Genomic DNA, 20,399 nt, shown 5'->3' on the forward strand with positions numbered 1-20,399 from the left:
ATGGCAGAGTGATCGACATGACCTCAGCGATCGACCGCCCGCTGGATGAGTTGCGCGGCTACCGACCCAAACTCGACGTTCCGAGTGACCTGGCCGAGTTCTGGAGCGGCACTCTCGCGCAGGCCCGCTCGTACGCCCTGGATGCCACCTTCACGCCGGTCGAGTCGGCGTTGCGGCTGGTCGACGTCTTCGACGTACGCTTCGCCGGCTACGCGGGGCAGCCGATCGCCGGCTGGCTGGTGCTGCCGCGGCAGCGCAGTGGACCGCTGCCGTGCATCGTCCAATACGTGGGTTATGGCGGCGGGCGTGGGCTGCCGCATCAGGCTTTGACGTGGGCGGCCTTCGGGTACGCGCATTTCGTGATGGACACCCGCGGCCAGGGCTCCCAATGGTCGACTGGAGTCACCCCGGATGTGCCGCCGGCGGGCGCCACTCCGCACGTGCCCGGATTCCTGACGCTCGGGCTGCCGGACCGGGACAACTACTACTACCGCCGGGTCTATACGGACGCCGTACGCGCGATTGAGGCGGCCGCCAGTCACCCGGCGGTGGACACCGACCGGATCGTGTCGTCGTGCGGCGGCAGTCAGGGCGGCGGCTTGGCGCTCGCGGCCGCGCGCGCTCGCCGACGGGGTCGCGGCAGTCCTCGCCGACGTACCGTTCCTCTGCCATTTTCGGCGGTCCGCCGAACTGGCCGTCGACGGCCCCTACCCGGAGCTCGTTCAGTGGTGCCACACCCACCGGCAGCTCGCCGACCGGGCTTTCGAGGCGCTGGCGTATTTCGACGGCGCGGTGCTCGCCCAGCAGGCCCGTCCACCGGCGCTCTTCTCGGTCGCGATGCGCGACCCGATCTGCCCGCCGTCCTCGGTTTTCGCGGCGTACAACCACTATGCCGGCGACGCCGACATCAGCGTCTGGGAGTGGAACGAACACGAAGGCGGCGGCGAGGACCAGATCCTCGACCAGATTCAGTGGCTCGCCACCCACCACCTCGCCGCGCCACAGTAGTAGCCGCCCGACACGCCGAAGCGGCGCAAAACTGTCGTACCTGTGCTGTTTTCTAGCCCCCTCCCTTTGAACGGGCGGGGGGTGGGTTTGAGGACCGACGTCCAACTAAAAATTCAGCCCTTGCCTCTCGACCCACCCCCCACCCGTCACTGGGGGGGGGTGATTTTTCGGCGTGGGTACGACAGTTTCGCGCCACACCCTATGTAGGGCTGCGAGTTACTTGCACTCCGTGACCGAGTCGAAAGCTTTCTGCAGCTGGTCGGAAGACACGTTGCTGAAGCCGGCGGAGTTCTGGCCGTTCTCCGTCGTCAACTGCTGTCCGACCGCCACCACGCCGGCATAGAACGCGTTCTTGTTCGAGGTGGACAGTGCGGCCGTACGGGTAGCGGCATGCGCGAAAGCGTTCCGGGCGGTGGTGAGCGCCGCGGTGAACTGCTGCGCGACCTGTGCGCCATTGTCGGCGTCCGGGATGCCGGCGGCCTGCACCTGCCCCAACGCCCGGTTCGACGCGTCGCGGGCACCGCCGTAGAGCGTCAGCAGGTCTGCCTTGGTCTGCGTCGGACTGGACCCGGAGGTGATCTTCTGCTGCGCCGCCGAAACCGCCGCGTTGATCGACGTGGACCACGGTTTGACCGCCACGCAGATCTTCGACGCCCACTCGTCCGGCGGCACCTTGTCGCTGGCGCAGGCAGCCAGTACGAGCACGCAGAAGACAGCGAGCGGGGCCAGCAGCCGGGTTGTCCCCGGCCGCTGGCCCCGCTCGTACGTCAACAGCAACTAACTAGGCGGCTTTGCCCGCGGGCGCCTGCTCGGCGGCCGCGGCTTCGTCGCCACCGACCGAGATCCCCCGACGCTTGCTGATCACGACCGCGACCACGATGATCAGCGCGGCCACGATGGCGATCGTGTAGCGGACCGCCGGGTTGGCGCTGGTGCCCAACGAGAAGCTGACGATGGCCGGCGCGATCAACAGCGAGACCAGGTTCATCACCTTGATCAGCGGGTTGATCGACGGGCCGGCGGTGTCCTTGAACGGGTCACCGACGGTGTCGCCGATGATGGTCGCCTCGTGCGCCGGCGAACCCTTGCCGCCCCACGCACCGTCCTCGACCATCTTCTTCGCGTTGTCCCACGCCCCACCGGAGTTGGCCAGCAGGATCGCCATCAGCACACCGGTGGCGATGGCACCGGCCAGGTACGCGCCGAGCGCACCCACACCGAGGCCGAAGCCGACCGCGATCGGCGCCAGCACCGCGAGCAGACCCGGCGTCGCGAGCTCACGCAGCGAGTCCTTGGTGCAGATGTCGACGACCTTGCCGTACTCCGGCTTGGTCGTACCCTCCATGATCCCGGGGATGTCCCGGAACTGCCGCCGCACCTCGAAGACGATGGCGCCGGCCGCCCGGGTCACCGCGTTGATCGCGAGACCGGAGAACAGGAACACCACCGCGGCACCGAGGATCAGGCCGACCAGGTTTTCCGGGTTCGCGACGTTCAGGATGCCCTGATACGCCACGTCCGCGCGGCCTGAACACCGGCCGGCACAGCGGCCTTGACCGCGTCGCTGAAGGCACCGAACAGGGCCGTCGCGGCCAGTACGGCGGTCGCGATCGCGATGCCCTTGGTGATCGCCTTGGTGGTGTTGCCGACCGCGTCCAGATCGGTCAGCACCCGGGCGCCGGCCTCGTCGATGTCACCGGACATCTCGGCGATGCCCTGCGCGTTGTCCGAGATCGGGCCGAAGGTGTCCATCGCGACGATGACGCCGACGGTGGTCAGCAGACCCGTACCAGCCAGCGAGATGGCGAACAGGCCGAGCACGATCGAGCCGCCACCGAGCAGGTACGCGCCGAAGACGGCGGCACCGATGACAACGGCCGTGTAAACCGCGGACTCCAGGCCGAGCGTGAAGCCGGAGAGCACGACGGTCGCGGGACCGGTCAGCGCGGTCTTGCCCACGTCCTGCACCGGCTTGCCACCAACCTCGGTGAAGTAGCCGGTGAGCTGCTGGATCACGACCGCGAGCACGATGCCGATGATGACGGCGACCAGCGCGATGATGCGCGGGTCACGGTCGCCGGCGGCCTGCAGCACCTCGGCCGAGACGCCCTGCAGCGCGGAAATCTTGTTCGGGATGTACGCGAACACCGCGATGGCGCAGAGCAACGCGGAGATCCCCGCGGAGATGAAGAACGCGCGGTTGATCGCGGTCATGCCGCTCTTGTCGCTCGGCCGCAGCCGGGTGAGGAAGACGCCGATGATCGCGGTGATCACGCCGATGCCCGGCACGATCAGCGGGAAGACCAGGCCCTGCGCACCGAAGGCGGCGCCACCCAGGATCAGCGCGGCGACCAGGGTCACCGCGTACGACTCGAAGAGGTCCGCGGCCATACCGGCGCAGTCACCCACGTTGTCACCGACGTTGTCGGCGATGGTGGCGGCGTTACGCGGGTCGTCCTCCGGGATGCCCTTCTCAACCTTGCCGACCAGGTCGGCGCCGACGTCAGCGGCCTTGGTGAAGATGCCGCCGCCGACTCGGATGATGAACATCGCGAGCAGCGCGGCGCCGAAACCGAAGCCTTCCAGCACCTTGGGGGCGTCACCCTGGTAGATGAACACCACCAGCGCGGCACCGAACAGTCCCAGACCCACGGTCATGAAGCCGACGACGCCACCGGTCTTGAAGGCGATGCCCATGGCGGTCGCCGAGCCGTTGGCCTTGCGGGCCGCGGCCGCAACGCGCACGTTCGCGCGGGTGGCCATGCCCATGCCGGCGTACGCGATGACACCGGAGAAGACGGCGCCAACCACGAAGAAACACCGAGCGGCCGATCCGGATCCCGATGGTGTCGGCCGGCAGCAGCGACAGCAGGATCAGCGCGAGCACCCCGAAGATGCTCAGCGTCTTGAACTGCCGGTTGAGGAACGCTGCCGCGCCCTCCTGAACACCGGCTGCGATCTCCTGCATCTTGGTGGTGCCGGTGTCGTTCTTGAGCACGACCCGAACCAAACCGGCAGAAGAAGCTAGTGCGATGAGTGCGATGACGGCCACGATGACCACGTAGGTCAGGTTGCCGCCGGTGAGGTCCACCTTCGCCCCCTCGGCGAGGTAGGTCCCATTCCCGGGCATGCGTCCTCCTGTACGAAACATTCTCGGACGCGCCGCCCGGCCGCCGCCGGGGCAGGCGCGAGAAAGCGCCACCCTCATCGTTGAGGGCACGCAGACTCGCGGAGTCTAGGCGAAACGTCCCACTGCCAGGCACCTGGGGTCAGCGTCCAGGGGTGTTCGTCACTCCGTAGAACTACGCCCGCCACCTGCGAGGTTGCCGCCTCGGCCGGGTCGTCGGCGAAAGAATCGATTCAGCACGCTCGTGTCGGTCCGATGGACTGACGACGCCGGCGGTTACCGTCAGCCCCATGCAGCTGGTCTCCTTGCCGGGCGTTGACATTGCCGACCTTGAGGCGGAAATTGGCAGCGCCTCGTTCGACAGAGGCCTGCGGTACGCACGGAACAACAGGGTCGTGGCCATGCAATGGGACGACACCCAGAACGTCCTCTTTGGCCAGGTGATCGGAAGTGGCCAGAACCTATACCAGACAACGGCGTCCTTCATACCGGCCGCCGGGAAACCGGAGCTGGTCCTGGGCGGCAGCAGCTGCAGCTGTCCGATCGGGATGGACTGCAAGCACGTCGCCGCCCTGGTGTTGCGGGCCGCGGCCGACGAGTTCACCGGTCACCACCCACCTCGGCCGCGTCCAGCCAGCCGAACCCGGCCAGCAAAATCCGCTGCGTGGGAGAAATCCCTGACATCCCTGCTCGAACCTGGAACGCGCTCCACCGACGGCGACCCGACGACAAGTCCACTGGCCATCGAGCTGCACCTGCCCGCACCTGCCCCCCCCCACCCGGTCGGCGCGGTTCCCGGCCGACGAGCCCGCATCCAGAGTGCTGGCCCGACTGGTCAAACCAGGCCGGAACGGCTGGGTCGTCGGCAACCTAACTTGGGCGACGCTGAGTACCCGGTACTACTACCGAGAGCACCCCGCTGACCAAATGCGGGTGCTGCAGGAGATCTACTCCCTGTCCAGGTCGCGGGACGCCTCGGGCTATTACTCGTACGGCAACGAGACCAGCATTGACCTCTCCAAGTTCGACAGCCGCCAGTTGTGGCCGTTGCTGGACGAGGCCGCGGCGCTGGGCGTCCGGCTCGTGCATCGCAAGAAGCAACTCGGCGATATCGATCCGTACGGTTCCGCCGACCTTTGCCTGGATGTCACCCGTGAGGGCGACCTCGGATCATTCACGGTGGCGCCAGTCCTACGGATCGAGAATTCCACCGTCGACGTGCTTCCGGTGGCGTTTGTCGGCGCCGACGGCCACGGCCTCGTGTACGTCGACAGCACCGAACCTTCGCGTACCGACCAGCGACAGGACTGGCAGCTCGGGTTGGCCAGACTTGTCCAGGAAGTGCCGCCGCAACTACAGCGAATGGCCCTGTCCGCCGAGCACTTGCGCAGAGTCCGCTGACCTCTCGCGATTTGACACCGAATACTTCCCGCGGCTGCGACACGTGGCGGCGGTGATCTCGTCCGACGCGTCGTACACACCACCGGCGATCCCCGAGCCGAAGCTGGTCATGCGCGCGTCCTATCGCACCGGCAATGACCTGGAGGTCGACTGGGAATGGACGTACGAGGTCGGCGACTCGCAGCTGCGTACGCCTTTGCGCCCCACTCTGGAGGCAGGCTACCGGGATCTCGATCAAGAGCGAGCAGTGCTCGCCGACCTTCCGTTCGACCTGCTCGGACCGGTTGGCTCGGATCAGGTCCGAACCGAGGCTGGGCGGCCGCTGGCGCCCGGAGGACGGCTCGCCGGTCTGGACACCATGCGGTTCACCACCGAAGTGTTGCCGCTGCTGGCTGACCACCCCACAGTCGCGGTGGAGATCAGCGGAGAGCCGCTGGACTACCGCGAGGCTGGTGACTCGCTGTCCATCGGGGTATCGACCAACTCGATCGCCGGCGACCAGGACTGGTTCGGCCTCGGCGTTAATGTGACCGTCGCCGGACAGCGAGTCCCCTTCGTGACGTTGTTCACGGCATTGGCCGCTGGTGAATCCCATCTGGTGCTACCTGACGGTGTCTATTTCTCTCTGGAAAAACCCGCGCTCCAGGCATTGCGCAGGCTGATCGAGGAAGCTCGGGCCCTCCAAGACTCAGCCGGCGGCCCCCTCAGGATCAGTCGCTTCCAGGTCGGGTTGTGGGACGAGCTGGCAGCGCTCGGCGTGGTCGACCGGCAGGCCAGAGCCTGGAAAAAGCAGCTCGAGGCGCTCCGCTCGGTGGGCACGGTCGACTTGACCGAACCCCCGTCGACGCTCCAGGCCACCCTTCGCCCGTACCAGCTGGAAGGGTTTCGCTGGCTGGCGTTCCTCTGGAAGTTCAAGCTGGGCGGCATCCTCGCCGACGACATGGGTCTTGGTAAGACACTGCAAGCGCTGGCGTTGATCTGCCACGCGAAGCAGGTCGATTCCAAGATGCCACCATTTCTGATCGTCGCGCCGACCAGCGTCGTATCGAACTGGGTGAGCGAGTCGGCACGCTTTGCTCCCGGTCTGAACGTGGTGGCTGTCACGGACACCATGAAACGTCGCGGCCAGACCTTGAACGAGGTCGTCGGCAACGCCGACGTAGTGGTCACCACATACACCCTGTTTCGGCTCGACAACGACGCGTACTCCGAGCAGGCATGGTCGGGGCTGCTGCTCGACGAGGCGCAGTTCACCAAAAACCACCATTCCAAAATCCACCAATGCGCACGGCGGCTTCCTGCGGCGTTCAAACTCTGCATTACCGGTACGCCGATGGAAAACAACCTGATGGAGCTGTGGTCGCTGCTGTCGATCTCGGCTCCTGGGCTGTTCCCGAATCCGACTCGATTTGAGTATTACTACGCGCGCCCGATCGAAAAACAAACCGACACCGGGTTGCTTGAGCAACTCCGTCAGCGCATCAAGCCGCTGGTCAAGCGCCGTACCAAGGAACAGGTCGCCGCCGATCTTCCGGCGAAACAGGAGCAGGTTCTGGAGGTTGACCTGCATCCACGCCATCGGAAGGTCTATCAGACTCACCTGCAACGGGAACGCCAAAAAATCCTCGGCCTGGTGGACGACCTGAACCGAAACAGGTTCACCATCTTCCGATCATTGACGCTGCTACGGCAGCTCAGCCTGCACGGCGCGTTGGTCGACGACAAACATCACAGCCTTCCGTGCGCGAAAATCGACGCCTTGCTTGAGCAGCTCCAGGACGTGATTGACGGCGGTCATCGAGCGCTTGTCTTCAGTCAGTTCACCGGTTTTCTCGACATCGTGCGGCAGCGCTTGGATGCTGAAGGCATTGACTACTGTTATCTCGACGGAAAAACCAGAAATCGTCCCACCGTCCTCAAGCAGTTCAAGGACGGATCCGTTCCGGTCTTTCTGATCAGTCTCAAGGCCGGCGGCTTCGGCCTGAACTGACCGAGGCGGACTACTGTTTCCTGCTCGACCCCTGGTGGAATCCGGCAACCGAAGCGCAGGCCGTGGACCGTACCCATCGCATTGGGCAGACCCGGAACGTCATGGTGTATCGCCTGATAGCCAAGGACACCATCGAGGAGAAAGTGATGGCGCTGAAAGCAAAAAAGGCGAAGCTGTTCGCCAGCGTGATGGATGACGGCAACATGTTCGGCACCGGCTTGGATGCGGACGACATCCGCGAACTCTTCAGCTGACTGGCTTTCCTGTCGGTGCGTACGCCTCAATCAGCCGGCCAGCTCAGCGTCGGCAGACGAGTCAGGTGAGGTGTCGGCCGCGGCGAGCCACGAGCAGATGCCGTCGACCGCGTCGACACAGCTGCCGCAACCAGTGGTCGCGCGAGTGGCCGTGGCCAGTCTCTCGACGGTACGAGCACCGGACTGCCAGGCATGGACGAGCTGCCGCTTGGTGACCCGGTTGCAGCGACAGATCTCGGCGGCCCGGCAGCAGCCGGGAAGGCCCGCCCGCGGCGACGCCCTCCGGCGGCAACGCACGGCCGAGCAGGAACCCCATCCGGTCGGACGGCGCTGGCGTACCCCGCACAAAATGCTGCGTGATCGCCGCCCCGGCATCGGGCAGCCCGAGAATCGCCGCGCCGACCACCTTGTCGCCATCGAGCGACAGCCGGGCGTACCGGCCCCGCCGCGCATCGCAGAAGGAAAGCTCCTCGCCGCCGGTGAACGACCCGAGCGACACCAGGTCGATCCCGTGCGCCTTGAGTCGGGTGACACTCGGCGTACCGACATAGCGCGCGCCAGGATCCGCCCCGGTCAGCAGGTCCGCGAGCACCTCCGCCTGATCCCAGCCGGGCTGTACGAGACCGGGGACCGCGCCCTGAAACTCGGCGCAGTCGCCGATCGCGAAGATGCCCGGCCGGCTGGTGGCAAGCCGGTCGTCGACCACCACACCAACATTCACCTCGACGCTGGCTGCCCGAGCGAGCGCGGTCTCAGGGACCACCCCGGCCGTGACCACCAAAGCGTCCGCCGGCAACAGCTCGCCGTCGTCCAGGAGAAGCCCGTCGCCGGGTCGCCACCCAGTGGCCCGCCGTCCGAAGCAGAGGCCGACCCCCAACCGGCTGAGCATCGACGCGACCACCGAACCGCCGGCGGCGTCGAGCTGCCGGTCCATCGGTACGGCCGCTGGATGGACGACCGTCACTCGTACGCCCCGCTCCGCGAGCGCGCAGGCGACCTCGACGCCCAGTACGCCGCCGCCAAGTACCGCGACCGACACATCGGCCAGCGACCGGATGCGCCGGCAGTCGTCCAGATCGCGAAAAGCTGACACACCTTCACCGTCCAGCCCCTGGACGCTCGGCAGCCGCGGCACACTGCCGGTCGCGAGCACCAGATCGTCGTACGGCAACACAGATCCGTCGCTGAGTTCGATCTTGCGCGCATCCGCATCAATGCCTTCCACGCGTACGCCGAGCCGGAGATCCACCCGATGGCGGAAAGCCCAGCCAGCGTCGTGGGTGAGCACTCGGCTCTCCTCAAATCCGCCACTGAGCAGCGAGGACAGCAGGATTCGGTTGTACGCGGGATACGGCTCCGCACCGATGACGGTGAGCCGGACACGCCGGCCGTCCCGGCGCCGGATCTCCTCCGCCAACCGCGCGCCGACCATGCCGTAACCGGCGATCACCACATGCCGAGTCATCGGATCGGCTCCAGCCGGACCGCGCACACCTTGAACTCCGGCATCCGGCTGACCGGGTCGAGCGCCGGGTTGGTCACCAGGTTGGCCGACTGCCGGCCCGGAAAATGGAACGGCAGAAAGACCGTGTCCAGCCGCATCGACGGCACGCACCGAACCCGGGCGAGCGTTCGGCCGCGCCGGGACACCACGTCGGTCAGCGCTCCGTCGGCCAGCCCGGACCGTTCGGCGGTGTCGGGGGGTGAACGTCGACGAACTGCTCTCCGGTGGTGTCCATAAGTTCGGCGACCCGGCGAGTCTGCGCACCGGACTGGTAGTGCTCCAGCAGCCGCCCGGTGGTGGCGTAGAGCGGGAAGGTCCGGTCCACCGGCTCGGCCGGTCCAACGGCCTCGACCGGCACGAACCGGGCCAGCCCGTCGGGATGCGCGAAGCGGTCCAGGAACAGCCGGGGCGTGCCTGGATGGTCAACGGTCGGGCAGGGCCAGTGCAGTCCGCCGGTCCGCTCAGCCGCGTCCAGCCGCTCGTACGTGATGCCCGCGTAGTCAGCGGGTCCGCCGGCCGACGCCGCCCGCAGCTCTTCGAAGACCTCCCGCGGATCGGCCGGGAAGCGATCGGCCGGCTGCCCGAGGTGCCGCGCCAGCCCAGACAGCACCTCCAGATCCGTACGCACGCCATCAGGCGGCGGGAGCGCACGTCGGCGGCGCAGCACGCGACCTTCCAGGTTCGTCAGCGTGCCTTCTTCTTCGGCGAACTGGGCGACCGGGAACACCACGTCCGCCATCGCGGCCGTCTCGGACAGCACCACATCGGCCACCACCAGCAGCCGCAAGGCCGCCAGCCGCTCCCGGATATGGCCGACATTTGGCGCGCTGACCGCGATGTTCGACCCAAATACCAGCAGACTCTGCGGTCCTTCGGGCGTACCCAGGGCGTCCAGCAGCTCGTACGCCGACCGGCCCGGCCCGGGCAAACTGTCCGGGTCCACACCCCACACGCCTGCCACGTGAGCGCGCGCGGCCGGATCGGTGAGCTTTCGGTAGCCGGGCAGCTGATCGGCCTTCTGCCCGTGCTCGCGGCCGCCCTGGCCGTTGCCCTGCCCGGTCAGCGTGCCAAAACCGGACCCGGCCCGGCCGGGCAGCCCGAGCGCGAGCGCCAGGTTGATAAACGCCTGGACGGTGTCCGTCCCGCTCGCGTGCTGCTCAATTCCACGCGCTGTCAGCAGGTACGCGCGGTCAGCGCAGGCGAGCAGCGAGACGACCGTACGGATGTCCGCGGCGGCTACCCCGGTGACCCGCTCGGCCCGCTCCGGCCACCAACTGGCGGCCAGCCGCCACATGTCGTCGAAACCGCTCGTACGAGTGTCCACATAGGATTTTTCCAGCCAGCCGTCGGTCACCGCCGCATGCACCATTCCCAGCGCCAGCGCCAAATCCGTACCCGGCGCGGGCTGCAAATGCCATCCGCCGGCCGCCACCGCCTGCCCGGCGGTCGCGGATCGGCGCGGATCAATGACAATCTGGACGGCACCCCGCAAATGCCCGACAAACGGCGGCATTGTCTCGGCCACATTTCGCGCCGGCCAGCAGCACCACTTCGGCATTGTCCAGGTCCGTCACCGGAAAGGGCAGGCCGCGGTCGAGCCCGAAGGCGCGGGTACCGGCCGCCGCTGCCGACGACATGCAAAACCGGCCGTTGTAGTCGATTTGCGAGGTTCCCAACGCCACTCGCGCGAACTTTCCCAACGCGTAAGCCTTTTCGTTCGTCAGGCCGCCACCGCCGAAAAAAACGACCCGACCGCGTCCGGACCGAAAACCCGCCGCAACCTGATCAGTTCACTGGCTACCCGATGCAGCGCCGCTTCCCAAGTCACTGGTCGCAACGGACAGCCCTTGCGTTCTCGCATCAACGGCGTCCGCAGCCGGTCGGCCGTACCGGACAACAATTCCGCCGACGTCCACCCTTTCTTGCACAGTCCGCCGCGATTGGTCGGAAAAACTCCCGCGGCTCTACGGCCGGGTCCACGCCGCCGGTGCGTACGGTCAAACCGCACTGCAGGGCGCAGTACGGGCAGTGGGTGGCCGTGCTTGCTGGCATCGACTCTCCCTCCGCCGGCTCGGGGTTCCGATTCCAGCAGCGGTTTCTTGCGGTTGTGTAACGCCCCGTTTCGGGCCGGAGAAATCCACCTCACGCCGACCGTGTCACAGCGCGAAACCGGCAATGTTTCCGCTGCGTAATCACCTGTCTACGAGCCGGAAAACGGTCGCTGCTGTGCTCGGCTGACTGTCCCCCGAGAGCGGAGGCCCGGCCATGAGCGCACCGGAAACCAGCATCTACCAGGCGATCGGCGGCGATCCGGCGCTGGTCGCGGTCGTCGACGACTTCTACGCCCGAGTGATGGCCGACCCGAAGCTGGCCGGCTTTTTCGCCGGCATCAACTTGAAGCGGCTGAAGGGCATGCAGGTGGAGTTCTTCGCCGCCGCCCTCGGCGGCCCACTCCCGTACGCCGGCCGCTCGATGAGCGACGCCCACACCGGCCGCGGGATCAGCATGGAGCATTTCAATATGGTGGCCGGCCACCTCGGCGACTCACTGGCCGCCGCCGGCGTCCCGGACCACATCAACGGCCAGATCATCGGAGCCATCGCACCGCTGGCCGACGACATCGTGGCCAAGCACGTCATCGTTTTCTGACGTCGTATCGCAGGAGCGGCCACATCCGCTGAAAGACAAAAAGGCTTAAAGCGGCCAAGTCATCTTGACGCTGGTGCCGCGGCCGCCAAACCCGGTGCCGACTTCGAGGTCGTCGACGAGGCCGGCGATCAGGGCCAGCCCGACGCCGGCCACGATCACCTCCTCGGACAGGTCCGCGCCGTTGACAGCGGTTTCCTGCTGCTGCGCGATCTCCACTGGGTCCGGCGCCTGCGCGTCGCCGGTCAGACCCAGGTCGCCTGGCTGCAGCCCGGTGTCGGCGGTGTCGGTGACGACCACGGTGAACTGCGGAGCGTCCTGCAGATCCAGCACGACCGGATCGGTGTGTGTTGTGGTGCTGCTGGTGCAGCCCAACGGCGCGAGAGCAGGCTTCGCCGACGGCGAGCCGGATCTCGTCCAGCACCGGTTCCTCCAAGCCGCTGCGCCGCGCCACGGCCACGGCGACGAGGCGCGCGGTGCGTACGTGCGCAGCGGTCGGAGAGATCTCCAGCCGTACCGTTGCCATCAGAGCTTTTCCACCGTCAGTCGACCTGGGCGCGCCTAGTCGGCGGCCACTGCTTCGGTCACCGACGCGTAGATGGGGAACAGGTTCTCCAAGCCGGTGATCCGGAAAATCTTCAGGATCCGGTCCTGGGTGCACACCAACCGCAGCGAACCGCCCTGCGCGTTGACACGCGTACGCGCGCCGACCAGCACGCCGAGGCCAGTGGAGTCCAGAAACTCCACCCGCTCCATGTCCACCACGATCTGGGTGCGTCCAGCGCCGACCAGCTCGATCAGCTTCTCCCGCAACCGCGGCGCGGTGTACACGTCGATTTCGCCGCCGACCTCGACGATGGTGCGCGCACCCTCCACTCGGGTGGCTAGCTTCAACTCCACCTCGCTACCTCCCCGCCAGGCGCCATGTCCGGTAATGGATTCTGCCTTACCGGCTCTGCCGCTTCGCCGACGCGTACCCATCGAACGGCAGAATCCAACCATGGCGGGGCCCTGTCGGGCGATGCGTATCCCGTAATCACTTGCCAACGAAATTTCGCGTCACCCGGATCCGACACAGTTGATCATGCCTGATTCGTCGCGCGATCGCACTGGTAAACCGCATGATTGGTGGATTTTCCCCGGACTGGCAGGCAATCGGCGCCTCTTCCGCCCAGTGGCCGCGGACTCAGAACGTCGGTGCCGCGTGGCAGTCTCATTCGGGTGACCGCCATCGGATCCCGCTCACCGGCCGAGCTGCTGGCCGGCCTGCGTGGCCGCCGGCATGCCACCGATCCGGTCACCCACGTCGAACACCTCGCGGCCCGGCAAGGGACCTACGTGGACTGGCCGGCATGGGCGCCGGCCGAAGTCGTGGACGCTTTCGTACGGGCCGGCGTGCGGCGGCCTTGGGCGCACCAGATCGCCGCCGCGCAAAGCGCCTGGGACGGCGACTCGGTGATCATCGCGACCGGGACGGCGTCCGGGAAGTCGCTGGCCTATCAGCTGCCCGTCCTGACCAAGCTGCTCGCCGACCCGCGGGCGACCGCGCTCTACCTGACGCCGACCAAGGCACTCGCGGCCGACCAGCTGCGGGCCATCACCGGTCTGGAGCTCCCGGGCGTACGAGCCGCGGGTTATGACGGCGACACGCCGACCGACGAGCGCGACTGGGTGCGGGCGCATTCGCGTTTCGTCTTCAGCAACCCGGACATGATCCACCGGAGCCTGCTGCCGGGGCACACCCGATGGCAGTCGTTCCTGCGCCGGTTGACCTTCGTGGTGGTCGACGAATGCCATTCGTATCGCGGAGTTTTCGGCTCTCACGTGGCCGCTGTGCTGCGCCGGTTGCGCCGGGTCTGCGCCCGCTATGGCAGCGAACCGGTCTTCATCTGCGCCTCGGCCACCGTTTCCGAGCCGGCGGTGTCCGCTCAGCGGCTGACCGGGCTGCCGGCGGTCGCGGTCACCGACGACGCCTCGCCGCGCGGGGCCACCACCTTCGTGCTCTGGGAGCCGCCGCTGGGCGCGGCCGACGGCGAGAACGGCGCGCCGGTCCGGCGGGCCGCGGTCGCGGAGGTCTCCGACCTGCTCACCGATCTGGTGCTGGCCGGGTCGCGGACGCTCGCGTTCGTACGGTCCCGCCGATCTGCCGAGATGGTCGCGATGTCCACCCAGCGCTCGCTGTCCGAGGTGGCGCCGGAGTTGGCCGGCAAGGTCGCGGCGTACCGAGCGGGCTACCTGTCCGACGAGCGGCGGGCCATCGAGCGCGCCTTGCGGTCGGGTGAGCTGCTCGGAGTGGCCGCGACCAATGCGCTGGAGTTGGGCGTGGACGTGACCGGGCTAGACGCCGTGCTGCTGGCCGGCTATCCGGGCCGGTTGGCCTCGCTGTGGCAGCAGGCCGGCCGAGCCGGGCGAGCCGGCCGGGACGCGCTCGCGGTGCTGGTCGCCCGCGACGACCCGCTGGACACCTACCTGGTCCATCACCCCGAGGCGATCTTCGGCCGGCCGGTCGAGGCGACGGTGCTGGACCCCACCAATCCGTACGTTTGGGGCCCCACAGCTGTGTTGCGCGGCCGCCGAACTGCCGCTGACCAAGGCCGACGTGGAGCTTTTCGGCGGCGACCCGGCCGAGCACGTGCTGGCCGCCCTGGTGGAGGCCGGGCTGCTGCGGACCCGGCCCACCGGGTGGTATTGGACCTCACGGCAGCGTCCCGACGCCGACATCCGGGGCACCGGCGGCGAGCCGGTGGTGGTCGTCGAGGCCGGCACCGGCCGGCTGCTGGGCACGGTCGACGCGGGAGCCTCGCACAGCACTGTGCACCAGGGCGCGGTCTACATCCACCGGGGCGAGGTCTACCTGGTCGACGAGTTCGACCTGGAGGAGTCCACCGCGCTCGTACACGCCGAGGACCCGGACTGGACCACCCACGCCCGTGACATCACCGACGTGGCGATGGTCGAAAAGCTGGTGGAAAGCGAATACGGCCCGGTCACCCTCGGCCTTGCCATCGTCGACGTGACCAGCCAAGTCGTCTCGTACCTTCGGCGCCGGCTGCCGGGCGGTGAGGTGCTGGACGAGACGCCACTGGACCTGCCCGAGCGCCAGCTGCGGACCGTCGCGGTCTACTACACGGTCGACCCCCGGCGGCGATGACCGCCGCTGGCCTGGTCGAGCGGCACTTCCCCCCGGCGCGCTGCATGCTGCCGAGCACGCCGCGATCGGGCTGCTGCCGCTGGTCGCCAGCTGCGACCGGTGGGACATCGGCGGACTGTCCACCGCCGCCCACCCGGACACCGGCCTGCCCACCGTCTTCGTCTACGACGGGCATCAGGGCGGTGCCGGTTTCGCCGAGCGTGGCTACACCGCCGCCGAGCACTGGCTGCGCGCGACCCGCGAGGCGATCCTGTCCTGCGGCTGCGATGTCGGCTGCCCGTCCTGCGTCCAGTCGCCCAAATGCGGCAACGGCAACGAACCACTGGACAAGGCCGGCGCTGTCGCCCTGCTGACCCTCATCCTCGACGCACTCCCCGGCTAGCCGCGCGGGTGACGTTTCCGGGGCGAAATGCGGCTATTTGTCACCTCACAACATCACCCTCGCGAAGGTCTTCGTCTCGCGTCACGAGGGGCCCGCGCGGGAGGCGGCGGTCGCGGTGCCGAGGTAGGTGAACGGCACGGGCATCGGGACCGTCACGGTCACGATGGCGTCGAAGTCGTCCAACCGGCACGCGGTCACGTGTGCGGAGTTGGCGGTGGCCACGAGTTGTGCTCGCCGACAGGCCGTGGCCGGGCCGGCGGGAACCTGGTCAGCGGCCGCGAGAGCAGCGAGATCGGCCGCTGCTTCGGCGCGATGTCTCGTGACGCTGGCGGCACCCGCGGTGGCCAGGCCCGCGCCGAGCAACACGATCGCGAGACCAATCGCCAGCAGCCAGATCGAGGCACTGCCGTCGTCCGACCGCACCCAGCGCGCCAGGCCCGCGGCCCCGCCCAACCGTCCAGCCGCGAGGTGGTGGTGAGGGAGCACCCCACCGCGGCTGGACGGTTGGTGGCGGCGCGCCACACGGGGACGCACCGCCCGCTCCAGCCGCCCGGCCCCGAGGTTGCTGACGAGCGGAAGCTCGTCATCGCGGGCTGGGCGGCTGGGGACGATGCGCTCCACGACAGCGCACCGCCGGACCCGACCACCTGCCAGCGAGGTTGCCAGCGCGACGGGGTGCGCCATCGCCGGCAGGTGGTCGGTGGCGGCGCGTTATGCCAAGACGCGCCGCCAGTCTGGAAAATCCGGTGATCACAGACCTGTCCCGAACTGCCGGACAGCGGTCATATCCACCACTGACCCCGGCGTCAGTGCCGGTGACGAACCCCGTCATGGCGTCCCCGTCCCCGGCTCCCGGGCGGCCACCGCGGTGCCGTCCACCATCGGTCCGGGCAGCAGCCGTCCCAGCGAGCGGGCCCGTACGGTCACCTCGACCCTTACGAGGTCGCCGGACGAACTCAGCCGGACCGTCGCGCCGGCCGGCGCCACCCGGCGGGCGAAGGCGGCCGGATCACGCTCGCCTCTCGCGGCCGCCCGGGCGCCCTCCCGGGCGGCGTCGACGCACCGCAGCTGGGTGGACACCGCGGAGACCGCGGTCAGCGCGGCGGCCAGCAGGATCACCAGCACGGGGAGGCCGGCCGCCAGCTCCGCGGTGACCGAGCCGGCCTCGGAGCTGGTATGACGACACCGCGACAGCCACTTTGTTGGCCACCCCGCCAGCCACCAACTCGGCCGTCCTGTCAGCCGCTTCGCCGGCCAGGTCAGTCGCTTCGTCAACGACAACGACAACCAGGTGGTCAGCCGTGCAACGCCTTGCCGATGATGGCTTGCAGGGCGGACTGAACGCCCGGACTGGTCACCACCTTCAGCAGGATGCCGGCGAACGCCACCGCCGCGATCGTGCCGACCGCGTATTCCGCCGTGGACATGCCGTCGTCGGCCCGCAGCCTGCCGGCCATCGACCGAAGCCGGCGGCCAAAGCTCAGCTTTCGCATCCAGAATCTCCTTTGCTTCAGCGGCCGGGACGCTCCCGACCGTCACAGATTCAGGAGCCCCGCACTTCAGGGGCCCCGCACTTGGCGGCCACGCACTCAGGGCCCACGTGCTCGGCGGACACACACTGAGGAAGGCGGTGCCGGCCGGTCACCGGAGCACTCCCGCCAGCACCGAACCGACCACCGGCACCACTCCCAGCAGCACGAACGCCGGCAGGAAGCAAAGGCCCAGCGGCAGCACGATCAGGACTCCGGACGACGACGCGCGGCCGCCTCGGCGGCCGCATCGGCCTCGCCGCGGAGGCGGTCGGCGACCGACGCCGCGGTGTCCGCCAGCGCGGCTCCGCTTTCGGCGGACCGGATGCCCGCTCGGGCCAGGGCGGCCGCGTTGGGCAGGTCGTGCAGCGGTTGCCAGGCCTCCTCTGGAGGGGCGCCCATCGCGAGCGCCGCGCCGACGGCGCCCAACCGGTCACCCAGGGGGCCGCCAACGGCCTCCGCGACCACCTTCAGGGCCCTGTCCGTGGTGGCGCCAGCCCGGAGAGCGGCGGCGAGCAGATCGGCCACCAGCGGCAGCCAGGCGTCCGCCTGGCCCGGTCGGCTCGTACGGCGGCGGGCTCCAACTTCGCGACTCCGCGATGGATCGCATAGGCCACCGCGCCACCGAGCAAGATCCCCCACCACTGGCCGACCAACGCCCAACTGGCCACTCCGGCCAGCGCGCGCGGCCGCGGTCGCCGGCCACCACCTCCGCCGGTTCGCCACGGCGGCCGGCGCCGGATTCACCCTGACCGGCGCGACCACCGCGGCGAGCCGGGGCGGCCGCTAGTGAGCGATGGGCCATGGGCTTTCCGGCCAGTACGAGCAAGCCGGCGACCACCAGGGCCGCTGCCGCGACGAAGTTCATGACATCCGCCCGGTGGCTTCGATGATGCGGCGGCTCCACCTCAGGCCGGCGTACTGCAGCAGCACGGCGGCCACGCAGCAGCCGGCACCCACCGGCGTGTGCAGGAGCACGTCCAGCGGGTCCGCGGACAGGCCGTAGCCCATCGCGACCCCGACCGCCGGCAACAGGGCGAGCAACCGGGAGGTGGTGGCCGCTCCGGCTGCCTCAGCGGCCGTACGGGCCCGGCGGCGGCGGGTCGCGCCCAAGTCGGTCTCCAGCCGATCCAGGACAGTCGCGAGGGCCGCGCCGGTGGACTCGGCGACCTGCCACGCGGCGGCGAGCCTGGCCGCCGGTTCGTCACCGGACGACCGCGCGGCGGTTCGAAGGGCAGCCGGGGAGGCGGCGATCGCCGGGTTCAGAAGCCCGGCTTGGACGACCGCCTCGGACGGGCTCGATCCCGCTCGGAGGTCGGCGGCGAGGCCAGCCAACGCGGATTCCAGCCTGTTCCGCTCGGCTTCGGTCGCCCGGCGGATCGTCCGGTCCAGGCCGGCCTTGGCCGCCAGCGCGGCATAGACACCACCGCACAGGGCCGCCACCGGCCCTTGCCAGAGCAGCGCGATCATCGCACCGAGAGCGGCCATCACCAGGGTCGTCCGCCTTGGCGCGTCGACCCATCGGGCCGAGATCGCCGGCAGCGACAACCTCGGTCCCGCGAACGGTCGAGCACGCCCGGAGACAAACTCCAGCCGGCGGGCCGCCGAGCGGTTCGGCCACATCAGCACCAAGGCCGCCGCCAGCAGCGCGGCGACGCAGATGGCGGTCATCACCACACCCCCGAACCACAACAGGCGTGATGCTCCCCGCAGAAGGCCGACATGAGACGGACCTCCGGCCCCTGGCCGAGCCAGCGGCAGCGCCGAAGTTTTCCGGCGGCTGAGCTGCCGGACCACACCACCATGGGCAGATCGGCGACAGTTGGCCGGCCGACCAGCGGGCAGCGGCCGGACGCCACCCGAGCCAGGCCCAGCGGCGTACGCGGCGATGACAGTCGGCAAAGGCACCGAGCGGCCAACGCCTCACCAGCGGCCCTCCTGGCCACTACCGGACGGACGTTCATGGCCGCACCACCGGACACGCGTCGGGGCCGAGACGGTCGGCGAGCAGGTGCCGAAGCAGCGACCAGCCGGCGGCCGGACCTGAGTCATGGCGCCACGCCGGGATCACCTCGGCGCGACCGGTGGCCGAGTTCTGCTCCAGCACGCACACCGCGTCGACCACTCGCAGTCCACCACGGCGGACCAGGTGGACCAGGCATCGCACCGCCGGGAGCAACTGGGCATGCATCGCATCGCGGCCGAGGCCGCCGAGGGCGGCCAGCGCCTCCAGCCGGGCCGGCGCATCGTGGGCGGCGTTGGCGTGCAGCGTGCCGGCGCCGCCGTCGTGGCCGGTGTTGAGCGCGGTCAGCAAGTCGACGACCTCCGGGCCGCGGCATTCGCCGACCACGATGCGGTCCGGGCGCATCCGCAGCGCCTGCCGGACCAGGTCCCGCAGGGTGATCTCGCCGACCCCTTCGGCGTTCGGCGGGCGGCCCTGCAAGGAGACCACGTGCGGATGCACCGGGCGCAGCTCAGCGGCGTCTTCGACCACCAGGATCCGCTCGGCGGCGGCGACCTCGCCGAGCAAACGAATTGAGCAGGGTGGTTTGCCTGCCTGAGCCGGTGCCGCCGGTGATCAGGAAGGCGAGTCGCGCTCGTACGACAGCGCGCAGCAGGCCGACCGACACCTCGGTCAGCGCGCCGCGCTCGCGCAGGTCTTCCAGGGTGAACGCGGTCGGTCGGAAGGTCCGCAGGGACAGGCAGACTCCCTGACCGGAGATCGGCGGCAGCACCGCGTGCAGTCGGGTGCCATCAGGCAGGCGACCGTCGACGCACGGGTTCGCGTCGTCCAGCCGGCGCCCGCAACTGGAAGCCAGCCGCTGCGCGAACCGCCGCAACCCGTCCTCACTGGCGAGGTCGTCGCCGCCGATGCCTTCGGCCAGCACCAGGCCCTGACCGCGGTCGACCCACACCTGCGCGGCACCGTTGACCAGCACGTCGGTGACTTCCGGGTCGGCCAGCAGATCCTGCAGCGGACCCGCGCCGGCGATGTGTGAGCGGAGCCGGCCGGCCAGTTCCAGGACCCCACGGTCGGTGAGCGCCACGCCCTCCTCCCGCCCGCACCGCAGCGGCCACGTTGCCGGCGCTCGGATCGCGCCGGTCCGCCACCAACCGGCGGCGCACCCGGCCCACCAGCGTCGGCCCCACTTCGGCCATCGACTCGCGTCGTCCCCACACCGCCGCCAGCTCGGCGACCCGCCCGGGAACGGCGGCAAGCGGACCAGTGGCAGCAGACCAGGGCCGGTCGGCTGCCGACACCACCGCTGGCCGCGGCACCGCGGCCAGCGGCTCTGAGCCCGAACGCGGCACCGCCTCCGCCCGCGGCCCGCCCAGAGCCGATCCCAGCTCAGGACGCACGACAGCAACCGGCCGGACACCCCGCGGCACGTCACCGAGCGGCTGCA

At 69.1% G+C, this 20,399-nt stretch carries 19 protein-coding genes and 7 pseudogenes; 5 read left to right on the top strand and 21 right to left on the bottom strand.

Going from position 1 to position 20,399, the window contains the following annotated elements; genetic code table 11:
* Positions 1-17 precede the first annotated feature (17 nt).
* Both GNX96_RS63225 and GNX96_RS50990 read left to right on the top strand, forming a co-directional pair.
* Positions 18-557: pseudogene (locus tag GNX96_RS63225) on the top strand (acetylxylan esterase); the annotation flags it as partial.
* Positions 523-1,008, top strand: coding sequence for an acetylxylan esterase (locus GNX96_RS50990; protein WP_279580076.1), 486 nt, complete (start codon positions 523-525; stop codon positions 1,006-1,008). The pseudogene GNX96_RS63225 and the gene GNX96_RS50990, both read left to right, overlap by 35 nt.
* A 216-nt stretch (positions 1,009-1,224) precedes the next feature.
* Here the strand turns inward: GNX96_RS50990 and GNX96_RS11950 are convergent, their stop codons facing one another.
* From GNX96_RS11950 to GNX96_RS51005, 4 genes and pseudogenes are all read right to left on the bottom strand, one after another.
* Positions 1,225-1,779: a hypothetical protein gene (locus GNX96_RS11950; protein ID WP_163568139.1), complete on the bottom strand. Its 555-nt coding sequence runs from the start codon at positions 1,777-1,779 to the stop codon at positions 1,225-1,227.
* Positions 1,780-1,789: 10 nt separating this feature from the next.
* A complete protein-coding gene (locus GNX96_RS50995) occupies positions 1,790-2,524 on the bottom strand; it encodes a sodium/proton-translocating pyrophosphatase (RefSeq protein WP_279580077.1) in 735 nt (244 codons plus the stop codon).
* Positions 2,503-3,771, bottom strand: a complete 1,269-nt coding sequence (locus GNX96_RS51000) for a sodium/proton-translocating pyrophosphatase (RefSeq protein ID WP_279580078.1) — start codon at positions 3,769-3,771, stop codon at positions 2,503-2,505. Before GNX96_RS51000 ends, GNX96_RS50995 begins: the two co-directional genes overlap by 22 nt.
* Positions 3,772-3,877: 106 nt before the next feature.
* A pseudogene (locus GNX96_RS51005) lies at positions 3,878-4,216 on the bottom strand (sodium/proton-translocating pyrophosphatase); the annotation flags it as partial.
* Positions 4,217-4,425: 209 nt separating this feature from the next.
* On the opposite strand from GNX96_RS51005, the pseudogene GNX96_RS51010 reads away from it, so the two are divergent.
* Positions 4,426-7,780, top strand: a pseudogene (locus GNX96_RS51010) (DEAD/DEAH box helicase).
* A gap of 30 nt (positions 7,781-7,810) precedes the next feature.
* On the opposite strand, the gene GNX96_RS61030 reads toward GNX96_RS51010, so the two are convergent.
* The 7 genes and pseudogenes from GNX96_RS61030 to GNX96_RS63230 form a co-directional block, all read right to left on the bottom strand.
* On the bottom strand, positions 7,811-8,329 hold the full coding sequence (locus GNX96_RS61030) for a (2Fe-2S)-binding protein (protein WP_313885649.1): 519 nt from the start codon (positions 8,327-8,329) through the stop codon (positions 7,811-7,813).
* Positions 8,223-9,245 (bottom strand): annotated as a pseudogene (locus GNX96_RS11975) (NAD(P)/FAD-dependent oxidoreductase); the annotation flags it as partial. The gene GNX96_RS61030 and the pseudogene GNX96_RS11975, both read right to left, overlap by 107 nt.
* The gene (locus tag GNX96_RS51015) at positions 9,242-9,433 is read right to left on the bottom strand and encodes a molybdopterin dinucleotide binding domain-containing protein (protein ID WP_279580080.1); all 192 of its coding nucleotides are present in this window, start codon (positions 9,431-9,433) and stop codon (positions 9,242-9,244) included. The gene GNX96_RS51015 and the pseudogene GNX96_RS11975, both read right to left, overlap by 4 nt.
* A gap of 5 nt (positions 9,434-9,438) precedes the next feature.
* Complete coding sequence (locus GNX96_RS51020) at positions 9,439-10,797, bottom strand: molybdopterin oxidoreductase family protein (protein ID WP_279580081.1); 1,359 nt, start codon at positions 10,795-10,797, stop codon at positions 9,439-9,441.
* Positions 10,748-10,984 (bottom strand): hypothetical protein, encoded by a 237-nt coding sequence (locus GNX96_RS51025; RefSeq protein ID WP_390623978.1) that lies wholly within the window; start codon positions 10,982-10,984, stop codon positions 10,748-10,750. Before GNX96_RS51025 ends, GNX96_RS51020 begins: the two co-directional genes overlap by 50 nt.
* Before the next feature lie 20 nt (positions 10,985-11,004).
* A complete protein-coding gene (locus GNX96_RS51030) occupies positions 11,005-11,181 on the bottom strand; it encodes a molybdopterin-dependent oxidoreductase (protein ID WP_279580082.1) in 177 nt (58 codons plus the stop codon).
* Positions 11,145-11,336 carry a hypothetical protein gene (locus tag GNX96_RS63230; protein ID WP_390623979.1) on the bottom strand — a complete coding sequence of 64 codons (192 nt, stop codon included), beginning with the start codon at positions 11,334-11,336 and terminating at the stop codon, positions 11,145-11,147. Before GNX96_RS63230 ends, GNX96_RS51030 begins: the two co-directional genes overlap by 37 nt.
* Before the next feature lie 213 nt (positions 11,337-11,549).
* Here GNX96_RS63230 and GNX96_RS11985 point away from each other — a divergent pair, with 213 nt between their 5' ends.
* Positions 11,550-11,933 (top strand): group I truncated hemoglobin, encoded by a 384-nt coding sequence (locus GNX96_RS11985; RefSeq protein ID WP_163568142.1) that lies wholly within the window; start codon positions 11,550-11,552, stop codon positions 11,931-11,933.
* A 45-nt stretch (positions 11,934-11,978) separates the two neighbouring features.
* Here the strand turns inward: GNX96_RS11985 and GNX96_RS51035 are convergent, their stop codons facing one another.
* The 3 genes and pseudogenes from GNX96_RS51035 to GNX96_RS11995 all read right to left on the bottom strand — a co-directional run bounded on the left by GNX96_RS51035 (position 11,979) and on the right by GNX96_RS11995 (position 12,830).
* Positions 11,979-12,263 carry an ATP-binding protein gene (locus tag GNX96_RS51035; protein ID WP_279580083.1) on the bottom strand — a complete coding sequence of 95 codons (285 nt, stop codon included), beginning with the start codon at positions 12,261-12,263 and terminating at the stop codon, positions 11,979-11,981.
* A gap of 73 nt (positions 12,264-12,336) precedes the next feature.
* Positions 12,337-12,456: pseudogene (locus tag GNX96_RS63235) on the bottom strand (hypothetical protein); the annotation flags it as partial.
* Between the two features lie 35 nt (positions 12,457-12,491).
* Positions 12,492-12,830 carry an anti-sigma factor antagonist gene (locus tag GNX96_RS11995; protein WP_163568143.1) on the bottom strand — a complete coding sequence of 113 codons (339 nt, stop codon included), beginning with the start codon at positions 12,828-12,830 and terminating at the stop codon, positions 12,492-12,494.
* A 315-nt stretch (positions 12,831-13,145) separates the two neighbouring features.
* Here GNX96_RS11995 and GNX96_RS67145 point away from each other — a divergent pair.
* Positions 13,146-15,463 (top strand): annotated as a pseudogene (locus GNX96_RS67145) (DEAD/DEAH box helicase).
* 81 nt (positions 15,464-15,544) lie between these two features.
* Here GNX96_RS67145 and GNX96_RS12005 read toward each other — a convergent pair.
* The 7 genes and pseudogenes from GNX96_RS12005 to GNX96_RS63250 all read right to left on the bottom strand — a co-directional run bounded on the left by GNX96_RS12005 (position 15,545) and on the right by GNX96_RS63250 (position 20,151).
* Positions 15,545-16,147, bottom strand: a complete 603-nt coding sequence (locus GNX96_RS12005; RefSeq protein WP_163568144.1) for an Rv3654c family TadE-like protein — start codon at positions 16,145-16,147, stop codon at positions 15,545-15,547.
* A gap of 144 nt (positions 16,148-16,291) precedes the next feature.
* Positions 16,292-16,738 carry a TadE family type IV pilus minor pilin gene (locus tag GNX96_RS12010; protein ID WP_279580085.1) on the bottom strand — a complete coding sequence of 149 codons (447 nt, stop codon included), beginning with the start codon at positions 16,736-16,738 and terminating at the stop codon, positions 16,292-16,294.
* Positions 16,739-16,758: 20 nt separating this feature from the next.
* A complete protein-coding gene (locus GNX96_RS12015) occupies positions 16,759-16,956 on the bottom strand; it encodes a DUF4244 domain-containing protein (protein ID WP_163568145.1) in 198 nt (65 codons plus the stop codon).
* Between the two features lie 243 nt (positions 16,957-17,199).
* The gene (locus tag GNX96_RS61045) at positions 17,200-17,757 is read right to left on the bottom strand and encodes a type II secretion system F family protein (RefSeq protein WP_313885645.1); all 558 of its coding nucleotides are present in this window, start codon (positions 17,755-17,757) and stop codon (positions 17,200-17,202) included.
* A 99-nt stretch (positions 17,758-17,856) separates the two neighbouring features.
* A complete protein-coding gene (locus GNX96_RS12025) occupies positions 17,857-18,663 on the bottom strand; it encodes a type II secretion system F family protein (RefSeq protein WP_163568146.1) in 807 nt (268 codons plus the stop codon).
* Positions 18,663-18,956: a hypothetical protein gene (locus GNX96_RS12030; RefSeq protein ID WP_163568147.1), complete on the bottom strand. Its 294-nt coding sequence runs from the start codon at positions 18,954-18,956 to the stop codon at positions 18,663-18,665. Before GNX96_RS12030 ends, GNX96_RS12025 begins: the two co-directional genes overlap by 1 nt.
* Positions 18,953-20,151: pseudogene (locus GNX96_RS63250) on the bottom strand (TadA family conjugal transfer-associated ATPase). Before GNX96_RS63250 ends, GNX96_RS12030 begins: the two are co-directional and overlap by 4 nt.
* Positions 20,152-20,399: the final 248 nt, after the last annotated feature.

The sequence above is a fragment of the Fodinicola feengrottensis genome, from assembly GCF_010993775.1.
GTDB classification, from domain to species: domain Bacteria; phylum Actinomycetota; class Actinomycetes; order Mycobacteriales; family HKI-0501; genus Fodinicola; species Fodinicola feengrottensis.

Bases quoted from the DNA above. Each gene is read 5' to 3' on its own strand.
- GNX96_RS51000 (WP_279580078.1), bottom strand. From the start codon at position 3,771: ATGGCCACCCGCGCGAACGTGCGCGTTGCGGCCGCGGCCCGCAAGGCC.
- GNX96_RS61030 (WP_313885649.1), bottom strand. From the start codon at position 8,329: ATGTCGGTACGCCGAGTGTCACCCGACTCAAGGCGCACGGGATCGACC.
- GNX96_RS51020 (WP_279580081.1), bottom strand. From the start codon at position 10,797: ATGCCGCCGTTTGTCGGGCATTTGCGGGGTGCCGTCCAGATTGTCATT.
- GNX96_RS63230 (WP_390623979.1), bottom strand. From the start codon at position 11,336: ATGCCAGCAAGCACGGCCACCCACTGCCCGTACTGCGCCCTGCAGTGC.
- GNX96_RS11985 (WP_163568142.1), top strand. From the start codon at position 11,550: ATGAGCGCACCGGAAACCAGCATCTACCAGGCGATCGGCGGCGATCCG.
- GNX96_RS12005 (WP_163568144.1), bottom strand. From the start codon at position 16,147: ATGGCGCACCCCGTCGCGCTGGCAACCTCGCTGGCAGGTGGTCGGGTC.
- GNX96_RS12015 (WP_163568145.1), bottom strand. From the start codon at position 16,956: ATGCGAAAGCTGAGCTTTGGCCGCCGGCTTCGGTCGATGGCCGGCAGG.
- GNX96_RS12025 (WP_163568146.1), bottom strand. From the start codon at position 18,663: ATGACCGCCATCTGCGTCGCCGCGCTGCTGGCGGCGGCCTTGGTGCTG.
- GNX96_RS12030 (WP_163568147.1), bottom strand. From the start codon at position 18,956: ATGAACGTCCGTCCGGTAGTGGCCAGGAGGGCCGCTGGTGAGGCGTTG.